This is a genomic window from Paraburkholderia sp. BR14320 (genome assembly GCF_040948665.1).
Lineage (GTDB): Bacteria > Pseudomonadota > Gammaproteobacteria > Burkholderiales > Burkholderiaceae > Paraburkholderia > Paraburkholderia youngii.
Window position 1 is genome coordinate 26,851 of the sequence record NZ_JBFPKG010000028.1, and the last position, 16,610, is coordinate 43,460.

Consider the following 16,610-nt stretch of genomic DNA (forward strand, 5'->3'; position numbering starts at 1 on the left):
CTTATTGCCGGTCCGGCGACTTCCAGTAAACGAAACCCATCGCGTTGCCGGTGCCGGCTTCGCTGCGATAGCACGGCACGTAATCGACCACCGTCATGTCGAAGCCGATTTCGTCCATCACGCCAGCGACCGGAATCCAGTTCTTGATTTCCGACGTGCCTGCCTGGAAGATCGCTTCATCGAGTTCGAAGACCGGCGAGAAATCATGGTTCTTCATTGCGCTCAGGACCAACTGATCGACGCGCTCGTCGATCACGAAGTGCGTCAGACCGCCCGAGGCGATGACGGCAACGCGTGCATCCGTGTCCCACGACTGGATAGCGCGACCGATCGAGCGGCCGAATGCGTGGCAGCGGGCAACGGTCGGTTGATTCGGCGGGTAGAACGTGTTGACGAGCACCGGCACGGTCGGTATCACCTGATCCTTCATCAACTGACGGAACACGAACCCGAACGCATGTGGCGTTTCGGTTTCCGACAGACGCTGAAGGGCTGCGACGTCGAACTGATCGTTCATCGCCGTCTTGATGATGTGCTTTGCGAGTTCGGGAACGCCGGAGTAACTCGCGGTATCCGGCATATAGCCAGGCATCGCGTGACGCACGCCCGGGGGCATCGTCTGAAGTTTCGCGTGGCTGATCATGTTGTTCACGATCGTCGGGCCACACATGACGCTGAGTGCGGGGATGCAGTCGGTATCGAAGATCTCCATCTGATCGTTGCCGACGATCACAACGACGTCCGGCTTCGCTTCGGCGAGAACCCGCGCCATCTCTTCGATAGCCGCGAGACACTGGGCGTGCCTGGCTTTCCAAACGTCGAGCGTAATCTGGTCCCCGAGGTTCTCGGCACGCCGATAACCGACGAGTTCATCGAAGGACCACTCACGGCCCTCGAAGTGATGCTTACTCAGTCGGTCATCGGGTACACGAGCGCCCCAGGTTTCAGGCGGCGTCACGAGCATGGGACCGTGCGATGTCCCCATTCCCAGTACGATTTTTGCCATGGTTTTCGAGTCCTGTGGGCGCTGGGAATTATTCGTAATCCGCGAGGTCGAGCTTGAAGAAGTCGCGAGCATTGCCGAAGAAGATCTTGTCCTTCTCTTCCTGCGACAGCCAGTCGAAGCCCTGGATGTACGGCTTGATGTCGTCGAACGTGCGGCCCGTATCCGGATTGATAGCCGAGCCGACGCCCGGGCACTCGGCGCCGAACAGGCAGCGATCGGCACCCACGGTCTTGATCAGCAGGCGCAGCGACTCTTCCGAATAGAGCACGGTGTCGTAATACAGGTTGCGCATACCTTCGAGGAAGTTGCGGCCGGCGCGTGCCGCACCCGACTGGAAGCGACCGATCTGATACGGGATCGAGCCGCCGCCGTGCGAGATCATGATCTTCAGCTTCGGGAAGTCCTTGAACACGTTCGAATTGACGAGGTTGAACACCGCGATCGTTTCTTCATTGATGAAGTGAACGGTGTAGGGCGAGCGAGCCGAGTGTGAACCCGTAGCGTGGATATGCGCCGGAATGTCCAGTTCGCACAGCTTTTCGTACAGCGGATACCAGTAGCGCTCACCCAACCCCGGAGCTTCGCTGCCGCTGTTTTCGAACGGATCCGGGTTGAGCAGCACGCCCTTGAAGCCGAGTTCCTTCACGCCGCGTTCGAGTTCCGGCAGCACGGTTTCGATCGGGTCACCCGCAACTTGCGGCAGGCCGCCCACACCGATGAAGCGCTTGGGCAGCAGCTTGACCGTGCGCGAGATGATGTTGTTCGTTTCTTCGGTGAACCAGTGGACGAGTTTGCCCGGCTTCTGGCTGTGCATCATCTGGAACGGACGCGGCGACAGCAGCTGGACGTTCGTGCCCACGCGATCGAGCATGTCGATGTGGCCGACCGGCGCCATTTCCTTCTTGTTCGCGTAGTGCAGGATCTCTTCGTCCGTCACTTCCGGCATCCTGCGACCATGTTCGCCGCGATGCGAGAGGATGTGTGCCTTGTAGACCCAGAGTTCGGCGGGCGCGCTGACGTGACCGTGGCAATCGATAATCACTTACTTGTCTCCTTGACTTAACGTGAGATGAGGGCGACGTCGTCGCCCGGTGTTCTACTTACAGATCGAGGACGAGACGGTCGCCCTTACAGCCAGAACAGCAAATGATCATCGTGTTGTTCGCAGCCTTTTCGGGCTCCGACAGAATGGCATCGCGGTGATCGGGTTGGCCTTCGAGCACGCGGACTTCACACGCGCCGCACACGCCTTCTTCACAGGAATAGGAAATGGGGATTCCCGCGTCGCGCACGACGTTGAGAATCGTTTTGCCCTGCGGGACCGTCAGGGTTTTTCCGCTCTTGCGCAATTCGATGACGAAGTTCCCATCGAGCGCGGCTTCCTGCTTCGCGGAGAAGTATTCGACGTGAACCTGTTCCTGAGGCAGCGACGCACACGCGGCTTCGAACGCCTCGAGCATCGGGCCGGGGCCGCAGCAGTAGAAGTGAGCGGTGGACGGTTCTTTCTTGACGACGTCCGCGATGTTGAGGAATGTGCCGGCCTCGGCATCGACGTGAACCAGCGCGCCTTCGAAGGTTTTCAATTCCTCGGCGAATGCGACGTCGACGCGTTCACGGCACGAGTAATAGATACGCGGCGACTGTCCGAGCTCTTTCAGACGACGCGCCATACACAGAATAGGTGTAATCCCGATACCGCCGGCGACGAGGACGGTGTGCACGGCATCTTCATTGAGCGGGAAATTGTTGCGAGGTGCTTCGATCTGGATGAGATCGCCGACCCGCATCGTCTCGTGCATATAGCGCGAACCGCCGCGCGACTGCGGATCGAGTTTGACGCCGACCACGTACGAACGCTGTGTCAGGCTGTTGCTGTATTCCAATAGCGAGTACTGACGGGTCAGGCCGTTCGGCAAAACGACTCCGACGTGAGCGCCCGGTTCCGCCCCGGGCAGCAGGCTGCCCTCGGGGTCTTCGAATGTGAAGGCCAGCGTGTTCCGGGCCAGATAGTTGATCGCCGTCAAACGCAGGGTCATCACTTCATTTAGTTGTTCACTCATGTCACCTCCAAAATCGTAGAACGCGGAGAACCGCGCAAACGGCGCGCAAGAATTACACATCACGCTTCCTTGTTTAAGAACCTCTGACGTCAGAATCACGGGGCACCGAAAGTTCCGTCGGCCGTTTGACGCGTAATTCTTTTTTGCATATTATTTGGCCTGACCAGAAAAAAGTCAAAGCCTCTTCGGCGCAGAGTCTGGCTGAAGCTGTAGCGACTACGTTTCTGAGGAAAACAGGCGAGATCACACGGGGTATTCCCCTAGGGAGGAGAAATGATCGCAGTTCTGACCACCAACGGTGGAACCGTCACGTACGGTGAGGGTGCGGCAACAACGCTGTTGGTCGCCACTATTCGAGGCATGCTCGCGTTCGAGCGTGCCGACGCCAATGCGCCGTGGAGTCTCACGCGCAGGGCGCTGGAAGATCGTCACGTGAGCGCGCTGCTCTACGTGCCGAAAGCGGGTCTATTGTTCGCGGGCGCACACGGCCAAGGCAGTCTGTCGGTCAGCAAGGACCTCGGGCTGACGTGGGAACCAGCCAACAACGGGCTCAAAAGCACGCATATCTACACGATGGCGCAGCAGGAGCGCGATGGCCGCACCGTTCTGTTCCTGGGCACGGAGCCGTCCGCGCTTTATCGCAGCGACGATCTGGGTGCCACGTGGGTCGAAATCCCCGAGATGATGACGGTGCCGGACCAGGACAAGTGGACGTTCCCGCCGCCCCCGCACATCGCGCACGTGAAGAACATCGCGTTCCATCCGGCCGAGCCGAAGACGCTCTATATCTGTATCGAACAGGGCGCGCTGCTCAAGACGGTCGATGACGGCAAGACGTGGACCGAGCCGCGTAGCTACGAATCGGAAAACGACAAGTTCTACCACGACAACCACCGCGTGCTGATTCGTCCGTCCAACCCCAGGCAGATGTTCATGTGCGGCGGCGAAGGCCTGCACTACAGCGCAGACGCAGGCGAGACGTGGGTGCACCTGATGACGCGTCAAGACCTGATCGGTTATCCCGACGCGATGTTCATCGATCCCCGCAACGAAAACGTGCTGTATCTCGGTGGCCCGGGCAACGCGCCGCGTGACTGGGGTACACGGAAGTCGGCGGATGCCACGGTTCTCAAGAGCACCGATGGTGGCGTCACCTGGGACCATATGCGTAATGGTTTGCCCAAGGAAATCATCGGCAACATCGAGGGCATGGGTCTGTATCACTGGGGCGACAGGATCATGCTGATCGCTGGTACCGCGACGGGCGAGATTTATGCGACCGAGAACGACGGCGATAGCTGGTACGCGATCTCGGAAGACGTGCCGCCGATCTCGAAGGGTGGTCACTACCGCTGGTTCCTCGATGCCAAGGAACGCATGAACGTCGAAGGTCGTTACGGCCGCAACGAACACTGACCCGGCCACAGCAGCCAAACAAAAAGCTATTCTGCGCGCCGGTTCCCCGAGCGCGGCGCAGCAAGCCCTAACAGGAGAACGCCTTGAGTCGTATTGCTAGTCACGAGGACGCCCTCGCTATCGCTCGCGGTTTGCACAACGTGATTCGTTCACGTGTCAAACAGACCGAAAGCGATCGCGTGGTGCCGAAAGAAACCATCGACGCACTACGTGAGTCGGGTCTTTTCAACATCATCACGCCGAAGTCGTTTGGTGGTTCCGAGCTGGGCTTCACGACGCTCGTCGAAGTCACGGCCGAAATCGCGTCGGCTTGCGGTTCGACCGGTTGGGTGTTCGGCGTGCTCGCCGGTCACAGCTGGATGCTGAACCTGTTCCCGTTGAAGGCGCAGCAAGACGTGCTGGGCAAAGGCCACGCCCTGACGGCCACGGTGTTCCGCCTCGGCGGCACGATTACCGAAGTCGACGGTGGCTACAAACTCGTGAGCGGTGAAGGGCGCTTCTGCTCCGGTATCGATCACGTGGAGTGGGTCATCGTCGGCAATGCCGTGCAGCGCGAAGACGGGCCGCCCGAACCGCGCTTCTTCGTGATCCCGCGCTCGGATATCCAGATCGTCGATGACTGGCACACCGCGGGCCTGCGTGGCACCGGTAGCCGCACGATCAAGGTCGCCGAAGCGTTCATCCCGGCACACCGTTCGGTGTCCGTGAAGGAAATGATGACGGGCAACGTCGAAGGCGCCGATGCCCTGCGCGCTCCGATCTACCGCATGCCGTTCCATAACGTCACGCCGTTCTCGCTGATCGGTGCGCCACTGGGCATGGCACGCGCGGCAATCAAATCGTTCACCGAAGGTCTGGCGCCGCGTCTGAAGGCAATGCCGGTTGACCAGATGGCAGAGCAGTCGGCAACGATCGAACGTCTTGCGCACGCGACGGCGGATCTCGACGCTGCCTATGCGTTGATTCTCGAAGACACTCGCCGCATTGACACAGCCGAAAGCGCAAAGTCGTTGACGCCGCTCGAATGGTCGCGCATTTCCCGCGATTGGGCATATTCGGCGCAAACGGCTCGTCGTGCGGCCAACAGTCTGTTCGAAGCCGCGGGCGGCACCAGCATCTACAACGCGTCGGACCTCCAGCGCATCTGGCGCGACGTCAATTCGGCCGCGCAGCACTTCGCATTCACGTGGGACAGCGCACTGACGAGTTACGGACGTCAGGCACTCGATCTGCCGCCTTCGAACTTCGGCCCTGGTCCTAAGAAATAGGAGTTAGCAATGAACGTGGATGATCTTCATTCAATCGAGGATTACTCGCCGGAAACGCTGCGTCAGATTGTCGAACGGGTGGAGAACTCGCGCACGTTCGAACAGATGATTTATCGCGAGTCCGAGCTGGACGAAGTCTGGCGCCTGCTCGACAACGATATCGCGGCGGCAGCACGGAATGCCGCGAACTCGGCCGAAGGGCAGAACCTCGTGGCGCTGCGCAATCTGATCATCGAAGCGCACGACCTGATCGGCAACGAAAGTAACACCGTAGACGCTCGCGAACGACTGCTAAAAGCCGTCGCACTCGTTTAAGGCAGTCGGGGGATTTCGGTCTCCCACGCAAATTCATATACAAGAGACTAGGAGCAAACATGCTTTCCCGCGAAGACAACGACGTTCTGACTCAAGTAGGAAAAGGCACCCCGAACGGCGACATGATTCGTCAATTCTGGATTCCGGCGCTGCTCGCATCGGAAATTCAGGAGCCGGGTGGTGCGCCCAAGCGTGTGCGTCTGCTCGGCGAAGATCTCGTGGCGTTCCGCGACAGCGACGGCAAGGTCGGCCTGCTCGAAGAACAGTGCCCGCACCGTCGTGCCTCTCTTGCGCTGGGCGACAACTCGGAAGGCGGTCTGCGTTGTCTGTACCACGGCTGGAAGTTCGCCGTCGATGGCCAGTGCATGGACACCCCGACCGAGCCGGAAGATTCGAAGCTGTGCTCGCGCATCAAGGCGATCGCCTACCCGGTGCGTGAAGTCGCTGGCGTGATCTGGACGTACATGGGCGACCCGGCAAAGGTTCCGCAGTTCCCCGACTTCGATTTCCTGTCGTACCCGGCAGAAAAGGTCGCAGCGTTCAAGGTTCTCGAAGACTGTAACTACGCTCAAGCCGTCGAAGGCACGATCGACTCGGCACACGCGGGTGTCCTTCACCGCGAGCAGCCGTGGTCGGCGCCGGCGAAGTACGAGCACGAGCGCGATTTGCGTCCGAAGATCGAAGTCGAATACACGCTGTACGGTCTGCGCTACGCCGGCGTCCGCAATTTCCGTGAAGAAGGCAAGCTGCACGCCCGCGTCACGGAAGTGATTCTGCCGTTCTTCACGCTGATCCCGCCCGATGGCTTCGGCGTCCGCAAGAACCGCCGCATGGCCAACGCTTTCGTTCCGCGTGACAACGAATCGACGTGGCACATCCAGTGGTTCTTCGACGAAACGCAGCCGGTCGATATCGAATATCGCATCCAGGAAGGCGGCCACTGGGTCGATGAAAACTTCCGCAAGGAACTCAACATCGACAACTGGTACAAGCAGGACCGCGAGGCGATGAAGACGTCGTCGATGTCCGGCATCAAGGGCATCCTGACGCAAGATCACGCGGTCAGCGAAACGCAGGGCCGCATTCTCGACCGCACGAAGGAACACCTCGGCACGTCGGACGTCGCGGTCGTCGCATGGCGTCGCCAGATGATTCGTTCGGCACGCGCGTACGCACAAAGCGGCGAGCTGCCGAGCTTGCTGACGAACACGATTCCGTGGAATCAGATTCACGCTTCGACGGTGATCTTCCCGAACGATCGCACATGGAAGGAAGAAGTGCCCCTGAACCCGGCCGTCGCTCTGAAGACCTGAGGTTCGCATGATCGTTGATAGCCACGCTCACGTATCGCCTCATTGGTATGAGCCCGTCGAGGTGCTGCTCGATCAGATGAATGAATACGGTGTTGGTCATGCCGTGCTCACGCAGATGATTGGACAGACGGATAACCGGTATCAGCAGGAATGCGTTAAGCGATTTCCCGGCCGTCTGTCGAGCGTGGCCTGGGTCGACGTCGAGGACCCGGACGTTGCGAAGACGATCGAATCGCTGGCACGCGCTGGTGCCAGCGGTATTCGATTGAGACCATCGGCATGTCTTGACGACGGTCGCCTTCCCGAGGCCTGGCGCGGTGTTCAGGCCTCGGGATTGCCAGTGAGCTGCGTGGGATCTGCTGAAACGTTCAACGCGCCGGGCTTCATTGAATTGATCACCAAATTGCCGGGTACGACGATTGTCCTCGAGCATCTTGGCGGCACCAGTGCACCGGCTTCAACGGATGAAGCGGTGGCGCTGCGCCGTCAGGTGTTCAAACTCGCGGCGTTTCCCAATGTGATGCTGAAAGTGCCGGGTCTTGGCGAACTATTGCCTCGCGATCCGAAAACATGGCACCTGGGCCGGCCGTTTGGTGATGCTCATCCTACGCTCCTACACGAAGCAGTTGACGCGTTTGGCGCTGATCGTTTGATGTGGGGCTCTGACTTTCCCGTCGTCAGTTCACGCGAGGGATATGGTCTGGCGTTGAAACTCCCGCGTCATGCGCTCGCTGGACTGACGAATCACGATCTCGACGCGATCTTTGGCGGCAACGCCCTGCGCGTATTTTCGAAAGCCTGAGATTGAAAAACTAGCAGGAGACAGACATGACGAAGAAGGTGTTGGCCGCGGTTAAAACGGATGTCGAGACTACCGAATTGCGCGAATTCGACTATCCGCAAGTGCGCCCAGAGACCGGCATTTTGCGCATCGAAGCCAGCGGCGTCGGTGGCAGCGATCCCGAGTTGTATCGCAAGGCAGGTCACGTTCCGGTGATCATGGGCCACGAGAACGTCGGCACGATCGAAGAGGTTGGCGAAATCGCCGCTAAACGGTGGGGCGTCAAGCCCGGCGACCGCGTGGCTCTCCACGAATACCTGCCGTGCTGGAATTGCGAGTGGTGTATGAAGGGCGATTTCCGTCTGTGCATGGAAGTCGATTTCTTCAACGTGAAGGATCGCCTGAATACCGACCGATTCGGTATGTCCACCGCCAACAAGCCGCCGCATCTGTGGGGCGGGTACGCGCAGTACATGCATATGCCGCTCAACACGGTGATGCACAAGATTCCCCAGGACCTGCCGGCCACCCACGCGACGCTGGCCGTGCCGTTCGGCAACGGCGTGCAGTGGGCGTGTCTGGACGGTGGCGCAGGCCCCGGCAAGGTCGTGCTCGTCTTCGGTCCCGGCCAGCAGGGTTTGGGCTGCGTGCTGGCGGCAAAGGCCGCGGGCTCGTACACGGTGATTCTCGCGGGTATGACGCGTGACCAGACTCGTCTCGATCTGTCGCTGCGCCTCGGCGCCGACTACGCGATCAATGTCGAAACGCAAGACCTTGAAGCCGAAGTGATGCGTATCACGAAGGGCCGCGGGGTGGACGTCGTTGTCGATACGACGGGCGATCCCAAGGGCGAAATCGTCAAGCAGGCGATCGCGCTGGCAGCGAAGGGCGCTTACCTGAGCCTGAACGGCCTGGAACAACACGTGCCGATCGGCGAGATCAAGAAACGCTATCTGACGGTGCGCGCACCGCGTGGCCGTAGCTATGCGGCCGTCGAACTCGCACTGCGCTATATCGGTTCGGGCCGCTATCCGATCGACGAGGTGTGCTCGCACACGTTCGGACTCGCACAGACACACGAAGCGATCCTGGCGACGGCCGGGCGTGGCGTCGAAGGCGCTATCCACGTCTGTGTTGATCCGTGGAAATAACGCCCTGCCGTTTGTTGATATCGAATTTTACAGAGAAGGTAATGTCATGATCGACAGTCACGCCCACCTGATTTCCACTAACGTGGAGAAGTATCCGCCGTCGCCGTTGAGCGGCACGCTCGAAGCGAACGCATTCGACAACCCGGTGACGGCCGAACGCTTGATCGACCTGCTCGACGCTTATGGTGTCGAGAAGGCGCTCGCGGTCCAGCGGGCTCACCTCTACGGCTTCCACAACGACTATGTGGTGGACTCCGCCGAGCAATATCCCGATCGTCTGCGTTCGCTGTGCATGATCGATGCACTGGCCGACAACGTGGAAGAAACCGTGCGCTACTGGGTCGGCCAACGCGGCTCGGTCGGCATTCGTTTGACGGAGCCGAACAAGGGCGCGGACTCGAGCTGGTTCGCGTCGAAAGAAGCGCTGCGTGCATGGTCGGCCGTGTCGGATCTCGGCGGCTCGGTGCGTCTGCACTTCTATCGCTGGAATCGCGTCGGCGCGCTCGAAGCGCTTCGAGACGTCGTCAAGCAATTCCCGAACACCCCGGTCATTCTCGACCACTTCTCGAACATCGTCGGCGAATCGGGTGCACCGGACTACGGCGTGGACGAAGCGCTGCTCAAGTTCGTCGACTCGCCGAACGTCTACCTGCTGTACTCGATGATCAATCTCGGCAAACTGAAGGCACTCGAGCTGCCGGCAGCGCCCGTCGTCGAGCGTGTTGTCCGGTCGTTCGGCGCCGACCGGGTGATGTGGGGTTCGGACATCGCGCAGTCGAAGGGTGAGTACAAGGAGATGGTTCAGTTGGCCAAGGACTCGGTGTCGTCGCTCTCTGAAGCGGATCAGCGGAAGGTCCTGCACACGACCGCCGAACGCGTGTACTTCAGCTGATATTCGCCCACCTAAATACGGCGTTCCAATAAGAAATTGCGGGATGCCGCTTCTCGCATTTAAGGGTATCCCCGAGTCTTGTCGAGCGGTGCTACAAGATAAGATAAAGAATACCCAATTGAATACTTTCGGCGGTCGAGCGCGGTGGGTCCGATCCGAGGCAACTTTGGTCGGCTGTACCGCACGGGTCAGGCAATACGCTCGATTTGTCCGTTCTCGATTCTCTCTGAGGAGACATCAAATGAAATTCCTTCGGAATTGTTGGTACATGGTTGGCTGGTCGAGCGAGTTCTCGGCTACCGACATCGTCCCGTTCACCGTGATGGACGAGCCGCTGGCGCTCTATCGCAAGGACGACGGCACCCTCGTCGCTCTGGAAGACCTGTGCCCGCATCGATTGGCGCCGCTCACGGTTGGCCGCAAGGAAGGCGACGAACTGCGCTGCATGTATCACGGCCTCAAGTTCGCTGCCGATGGTCGCTGCACCGAAATCCCGGGCCAGGAGCGCATCTCGTCGAAGGTCTGCGTGCGCAGCTATCCGATCGAAGAAAAGCACGGTGCCGCGTGGGTCTGGATGGGCGACCCGGCAAAGGCCGACGTCGCGCTGATTCCGCCGATCGAAGGTCCGGACAGCGACACGTACGCGATGGTTTGCTCGAAGTTCGTGATGAACGGCAACGCCGAACTCGTGGCCGACAACCTGCTCGATCTGTCGCACGCACCGTTCATTCACGAATCGACGTTCGGTGCGAACAACAAGGTGTCGCTGAAGGTCCAGAAGGACGGCGAGACCAAGCGCGGCACGACGGTTCTCGAACGTGGCGTGGTCGCCGACCGTTGGCACATGGGCCGTCCGACGAACCCGTATTTCGATCTGCCTTCCGACGATAACGTGGTCAGCACCTTCCTCGTGCCGGGCGTCTTCATTCTGAAGATCAACTCCTTCGCACCGGGCGTTCAAGATCGATTCGTCGACGGCAAGCCGAACGAGGAACCAATCTTCCGTCGCTGCACGTGCCAGATGATTACGCCGATCAACGATACGCAATCGATGTTCTTCTACAACTTCGGTCCGGATCATGGGCACGCCGATCTGAAGGAACACGCATTCGGAATCGCGGACGCAGCATTCGCCGAAGACAAGGCAATCATCGAAGCGCAGCAGGCAATGATCAAGAAGGTGCCGGGCCGCAAGATGATCATGCTGGCGATGGATCAGCCGGTGCTGCGTTACAACGAGATCTATGACGGCCTTCGCACGAAGGAAGAAGCCGAGCAGGCAGCAGCTCCTGCAGCCTAAGTAGCTCAACCCGCGCCGGTATGTTTAGAGAAACGATGGATAACGAAAAGATGGAAGTGAACTGGACCGAGCCCCGATGGGATGAACAGGCCGATATGGTCGTGGTCGGCTATGGCGGTGCGGGCGCAACGTTCGCGTTCGCTGCCGCCGAACAGGGCGCTGACGTGCTCATCCTCGAAAAGGGTGCGCAGGGGGGCGGCAACTCGGTCTGTGTGGCGGGTGGTCTGATCATGACCTCCGTCGATGAAGAAGAGTCTTTCAAGTATCTGAACTGGTTGTGTGCAGGCCAGACCGAGGAGAGCGTTCTTCGTCATTTCGTTGCAAGTCTCAAAGACATACCCGCGTTCCAGCACAAACTGGAATTGCCGCTCAAAGACAACCCGCAGCCGTTCTCGGCCCCGGGTTTCTTTCCCGAGTTCGCGGGCGCTCCGGGTGCCGAGAGCATCAAGGGCATGAGCGTCGTGGCCGCACCGGGCGGTGCAGGTCTCTATAACGCGATCTCGGCTCAAGCAGAGAAGGCGGGTGCGCGTGTCAAGTACAGCACGCGGGTCACGCGTCTGATTCAGCATCCGGTGACGCGCGCGATTCTCGGTGTCGAAGCCGAGCGCGAAGATGGCACGACGATCACGATTCGCGGTCGCAAGGCGACGGTGCTGGCCAGCGGTGGCTTCGAAGCGAACGAGGCCATGTGCAAGCAGTTCCTCACCGCATGCCCGATCTATTTCCTGGGTAGCCCGAATCTGACCGGCGACGGCATCCGCATGGCGCAGGAAGTCGGTGCCCAGCTGTGGCACATGAACGCCGTGGCAGGCCCGCTCAACATGGGCATCAAGACTAAGGAAGGCTACGTTTACGTCACCTACGACCTTAACAAGGTTGCAGGCTTCGGTTACAAGTCGGGCGCGTTCAAGGACGGCGGCAGTCTGCTGTGGGTGAACCGGCAGGCGAAGCGCTTCCACAACGAAACGATCGACACGTCGGTCGTTCAACACGGGTTGGCGAATCGCGACGCGTGGCTGGCAACGACGCCGGGCATTCCGGAATTCACCAACGTGCCGGCATTCCACATCTTCGACGAAAAGGTTCGGGCCGGAGGCGCGGCGATGACCACGCTGAATTCGCGCGTGCCGCCGTGGAGCCAGGACAACCTCAAGGAACTCGAAGAAGGTCTGATCATCAAGGCCGATACGCTCGAAGAACTGGCGTTGAAGTGCCAATGGCCGGAAATCCCCGGCGTGACCAAGGCAGGTCACCTCGATCCCCACGCACTTCGTGAGACCGTCGAGCGCTATAACGAGCAGTGCCGTCTGAATGCGGATCCCGAGTTCGGACGTGAGACGTTCCTGGTGCCGCTCAACGACGAGGGACCCTACTACGCGATCGGACCCATGCTGCCGACGTACCTCAATACCCATGGTGGACCGAAACATGATGCGGGGCAACGTGTTCTCGATCATCAGGACAAGCCGATTCCCGGTCTCTATGCAGTTGGGGAGTGCGGATCTTTGTGGGGTCCGTTTTACAACTCGATGGGCGATATTGCGGAGTTCATCGTATCAGGCATGACAGCGGCGAAGACCGCACTTTCCGATAGCGAGGATCGGAAGATTCGCTGATTGATTGCACGGAAAACTAAACCAGGAGACAGAGAACAATGAGTGAGACCGCACAGGTGCGAGCGACGTTCGCACCCGCCGAAGCCGCTTCGGATTCGAAAACGTCGAAGGGAGCATGGTGGATGCTCGTCATTTTGACGGCGACCTACGTGATCTCCTTCATCGATCGGGGTGCGATTTCCCTCGTCGTCGGACCGATCAAGGAAGACCTCGGAATTTCCGACCTCGAAGTCAGTTGGCTTCTCGGGCTCTCATTCATGCTGCTGTACAGCGTGCTTGGCATTCCCATGGGTGCGCTGGTCGACAAGTACGAGCGCCGGCGCCTGCTCGGTGGCGCGATCATGGCATGGTCCGCCGTCCAGGTTCTGTGCGGTTTGAGTCAGACATATGTCCAGTTGTTCGTGACGCGCGTGGGTCTCGGTGTTGGCGAGGCCGCGCTGTCGCCTGGCGCCGCGTCAATGATTCGCGATGCGTTTCCGCCGCAACGCCGCAGCCTCGCGTTCGGCATTTACAACATCGGACCGCTTCTCGGCACCGGTCTGGCTCTCGGGCTCGGCGGCTTTCTGCTGAAAGCCGCATCGGCGGGTGCATTTGCGGGCCTGCCGCTGGTTGGCGGCCTCAAACCATGGCATTTCGTGCTGCTGGTGCCCGGACTTATCGGCATTCCGTTCGTCGTGCTTCTGTGGCTCGTACGTGAGCCGGCACGCCGCGACGTCAACGCAGGCAGTGGAGTCACGTATCGTGAAGCGCTTTGTTTCGCGTGGGCCAACAAGGCCGTCTACGTTCAACTCTGGGTTGCAATCTGCTTGTACGGCATTGCGGTTGGTTCGCAAATGGCCTGGCTGCCGGAAATCATCGCGCGCACGCTGAATATCCCGCGTCCGGAGATCGGTAAGGCGTTGGGGGGTGTGGCACTGTTGGCGTCGCCTGCTGGCCTGTTGATCCTGGGTCGTATCGCTGACTGGTTGCGTGAACGCGGCATGATCGACGCACCGGTTCGCGTCGCCGCTGTCACGACGGCTATCGCTGCAATCGTCACCGCATGCTTCCCGCTGATCCACTCGATGAATGTCGGCCTGATCGCTTATTTCGTGCAGACGTTCATGTTCTCGATGTTCGCGGTAGCTGGCGGCGCAACGATGGCCAACTTCACGCCGGGCAACATGATGGGCAAACTGACGGCGGTCTACTACCTGATCACGAACCTGCTCGGTCTGGCACTCGGGCCCACCGTCGTTGCGCTCGTTGCCAAACTGTTCTCGGGTCCGAATGCACTCGGCGCTTCCTTCGTCATTTGCTATGTGATCTCGGTTGCAGTGGCAGTCATTCTGTTGATCCGTGTCTGTGGTGCGCTGCGCCGTGCGGCGGCGAATAGCTGATATCTGATATCTGATTCAGGAGTGTGCGGTGTGGGCACTCCTCTCTCGAGTTCCTACAGGGTCAATCCAGTGAAAATTACCCGCGTTGAGTGCGTTCCGGTTTCAATGCCGCTTAAGAAGCCACTGAAGCTTCCGAACGTCACGATCACCTGTCTGAATACGCTCGTGGTGCGTATTTACGCCGATAACGGTTTGGTGGGCGTCGCTGAATCTGGCGACACTTCGTCGTGGTATCGCGGCGAAAGCCAGGCCTCGATGGCGGCGATGATTTCCGATATTTTCGCTCCGCGAATCCTGCTCGGCGAAGATCCGTGCAATATCGAAAAAATCGTCGGCATGATGGATCAGCTCGCACGCGACAATAATCAGGCGAAAGCGCTCGTCGATTGCGCGTTGCACGACCTGAAGGGGAAGGCACTCGGTCGGCCGGTTTACGATCTTCTGGGTGGCCGCACTCGCGAGTCGGTACCGTTGGGTTGGGTTCTCTCGGCCGGCGATCCGGAAAAAGTGGCAGAGGCCGCGGTCCAGGTTCGGGAGGCAGGTTTCTCGGCCTTCAAACTCAAGGTTGGACGCCATACGTTCGACAACGATGTGGCGACGGCCCGTGAAGTGCGCAAGGCACTCGGCCCGGACGCGATGATCACGCTGGACGCAAATGGGTCGTGGAATTACGAGCAGGCCCTGAAAACGGTGCGTCGTCTGGACGAATACAACCTCGCGTTTATGGAGCAGCCGCTCGCGCATCAGTACCGCGACAGCATGTCCAAACTCCGCGAGCGCGTGAACACACCGATTTACGCGGACGAGGGCGCGCAGGAACTCGGCGACCTGCGCGAGATCGCCGAACGCCGCTCGGCTGACGGCGTGATTCTGAAGATTCAAAAAGTGGGCGGTCTGCTGAAGGCACAACGATTCCTGGCCGCATGCCGGATCTACGACATCCCCGTGTTCTGCTCCACCTTGATTGGCGGCGGTATCGAGTCGGGACCGAGCACGCATTTGATGGTCTCGGATCAGTGGGCGTGCCAGTTCATGAGCGAAAGCATGGGGCCGCTGGCGGTGCATTCGGTATTCAACAGCGACGAGATTCCGGCGGGCGAAGATCTGGCAATCGGCGGTCAGCGGTTTGCTCAGGGTCGCGCATATCCGAGCGAAGGCCCGGGCTTCGGATTCGAGGTCAATGAAAAGCTACTGAACAAAATCATCACGCCGGGCGCAGCCCATCGGGTCGTTCAGGCGTAAACGGGCATTCAGCGGCTGACTCGATTCCGCCGCGTTGCGAAACTAAAGCCAACAACGGAGACATCTGATGCAAGGTATTAATTCGCCGCCGTGGAAGTACGCTGTCCTTTGGCTCAGGATATATTTCGGAGCCGATTTGCTGTGGTCGGGTTTCCGTTATATCTCCACCGGATGGGTTCCATTCATTCCGGGCACCGGAGGTGCATACGTGCAAGCGCTGGATGCGATTCACATGTTCCCGGTCGTCAAGTATATGGAATGCGTGCTCGGTATCCTGATGCTGAGCAACCGTTTCGTGCTGCTCGCTGCGATTTTCGAGTTCCCGACTTCGGTTTCGATTTTCTGGATCAATACCTTCATCGTTGCGACTCCGCGTCAATTGTTCTCGGGCCCGAATCAACTGCTGATGAATGGTCATTGATTTTGGCCTACAGCGGCTACATGGCTTCGGTATTTAAGCCAAAACTCACGCCTCTGGCATTATGGGAAGGGTTCAAGGTCGATGTCTGGAAAGAGTCTCTCAAGTTCAAGAAAACATCTGAACCGAGCAGTGATATCGTCGGATCGGGAGAACTGCAATGAAGAGCAACCGGAACCTTTATATCGGTCTCGCCCTGTGTCTGGTCATGACGTGCTGGGTCTTCTTCGGATCGACGGGATTGGGTTACACGGAATATCGTCCTCTGCGCGCGCGTGACATGTTTGGTCTGGCAATTCCGTGGATCTGCGTCATTACTGTACTGATTCGCGATCGCCGTAAAGGCATCGTTTAAAACGGCTCTTAGGTGATGGGAAGTTTCCATCACCTTTGAGATATCCTGTCGTATTGCAATTTCCGCGGCACCATATTTCAACGTTGTACTGCAAGAAC

The 16,610-nt window shown here is 59.3% G+C and carries 15 protein-coding genes and 1 pseudogene; 13 read left to right on the forward strand and 3 right to left on the reverse strand.

All coding sequences use genetic code 11. The features are described 5' to 3' along the window. Window position 1: 1 nt before the first annotated feature. From AB3X89_RS23910 to AB3X89_RS23920, 3 genes are read right to left on the reverse strand one after another with little or no spacing between them, the layout of a single operon-like run. Window positions 2-1,006 (reverse strand): protocatechuate 3,4-dioxygenase, encoded by a 1,005-nt coding sequence (locus AB3X89_RS23910; RefSeq protein ID WP_368585468.1) that lies wholly within the window; start codon window positions 1,004-1,006, stop codon window positions 2-4. Between the two features lie 28 nt (window positions 1,007-1,034). Next, complete coding sequence (locus tag AB3X89_RS23915; RefSeq protein ID WP_368585469.1) at window positions 1,035-2,048, reverse strand: amidohydrolase family protein; 1,014 nt, start codon at window positions 2,046-2,048, stop codon at window positions 1,035-1,037. Window positions 2,049-2,106: 58 nt separating this feature from the next. Beyond that, complete coding sequence (locus AB3X89_RS23920) at window positions 2,107-3,066, reverse strand: 2Fe-2S iron-sulfur cluster-binding protein (RefSeq protein ID WP_368585535.1); 960 nt, start codon at window positions 3,064-3,066, stop codon at window positions 2,107-2,109. Between the two features lie 273 nt (window positions 3,067-3,339). On the opposite strand from AB3X89_RS23920, the gene AB3X89_RS23925 reads away from it, so the two are divergent. The 13 genes and pseudogenes from AB3X89_RS23925 to AB3X89_RS23985 all read left to right on the forward strand — a co-directional run bounded on the left by AB3X89_RS23925 (window position 3,340) and on the right by AB3X89_RS23985 (window position 16,512). After that, window positions 3,340-4,482 carry a glycosyl hydrolase gene (locus tag AB3X89_RS23925; RefSeq protein ID WP_368585470.1) on the forward strand — a complete coding sequence of 381 codons (1,143 nt, stop codon included), beginning with the start codon at window positions 3,340-3,342 and terminating at the stop codon, window positions 4,480-4,482. An 83-nt stretch (window positions 4,483-4,565) separates the two neighbouring features. Beyond that, entirely contained in the window at window positions 4,566-5,750 is a 1,185-nt protein-coding gene (locus AB3X89_RS23930) for an acyl-CoA dehydrogenase family protein (protein WP_368585471.1), read from the forward strand. Window positions 5,751-5,759: 9 nt separating this feature from the next. Continuing rightward, the gene (locus tag AB3X89_RS23935) at window positions 5,760-6,065 is read left to right on the forward strand and encodes a hypothetical protein (protein ID WP_368585472.1); all 306 of its coding nucleotides are present in this window, start codon (window positions 5,760-5,762) and stop codon (window positions 6,063-6,065) included. A 59-nt stretch (window positions 6,066-6,124) separates the two neighbouring features. Beyond that, entirely contained in the window at window positions 6,125-7,378 is a 1,254-nt protein-coding gene (locus AB3X89_RS23940; protein WP_368585473.1) for a Rieske 2Fe-2S domain-containing protein, read from the forward strand. A 7-nt stretch (window positions 7,379-7,385) separates the two neighbouring features. Continuing rightward, a complete protein-coding gene (locus AB3X89_RS23945; protein WP_368585474.1) occupies window positions 7,386-8,180 on the forward strand; it encodes an amidohydrolase in 795 nt (264 codons plus the stop codon). A gap of 26 nt (window positions 8,181-8,206) precedes the next feature. Then, window positions 8,207-9,310 (forward strand): zinc-binding dehydrogenase, encoded by a 1,104-nt coding sequence (locus AB3X89_RS23950; RefSeq protein ID WP_368585475.1) that lies wholly within the window; start codon window positions 8,207-8,209, stop codon window positions 9,308-9,310. Between the two features lie 46 nt (window positions 9,311-9,356). Continuing rightward, complete coding sequence (locus tag AB3X89_RS23955; protein WP_368585476.1) at window positions 9,357-10,202, forward strand: amidohydrolase; 846 nt, start codon at window positions 9,357-9,359, stop codon at window positions 10,200-10,202. A gap of 241 nt (window positions 10,203-10,443) precedes the next feature. Continuing rightward, entirely contained in the window at window positions 10,444-11,502 is a 1,059-nt protein-coding gene (locus tag AB3X89_RS23960) for a Rieske 2Fe-2S domain-containing protein (protein WP_368585477.1), read from the forward strand. A 35-nt stretch (window positions 11,503-11,537) separates the two neighbouring features. Continuing rightward, on the forward strand, window positions 11,538-13,118 hold the full coding sequence (locus tag AB3X89_RS23965; protein ID WP_368585478.1) for an FAD-dependent oxidoreductase: 1,581 nt from the start codon (window positions 11,538-11,540) through the stop codon (window positions 13,116-13,118). 38 nt (window positions 13,119-13,156) lie between these two features. Next, window positions 13,157-14,497, forward strand: a complete 1,341-nt coding sequence (locus AB3X89_RS23970) for an MFS transporter (protein WP_368585479.1) — start codon at window positions 13,157-13,159, stop codon at window positions 14,495-14,497. 69 nt (window positions 14,498-14,566) lie between these two features. Next, window positions 14,567-15,739 carry a mandelate racemase/muconate lactonizing enzyme family protein gene (locus tag AB3X89_RS23975; RefSeq protein WP_368585480.1) on the forward strand — a complete coding sequence of 391 codons (1,173 nt, stop codon included), beginning with the start codon at window positions 14,567-14,569 and terminating at the stop codon, window positions 15,737-15,739. A 67-nt stretch (window positions 15,740-15,806) separates the two neighbouring features. Beyond that, window positions 15,807-16,321, forward strand: a pseudogene (locus AB3X89_RS23980) (hypothetical protein). Beyond that, window positions 16,318-16,512: a hypothetical protein gene (locus AB3X89_RS23985; RefSeq protein WP_087738133.1), complete on the forward strand. Its 195-nt coding sequence runs from the start codon at window positions 16,318-16,320 to the stop codon at window positions 16,510-16,512. Before AB3X89_RS23980 ends, AB3X89_RS23985 begins: the two are co-directional and overlap by 4 nt. Window positions 16,513-16,610: the final 98 nt, after the last annotated feature.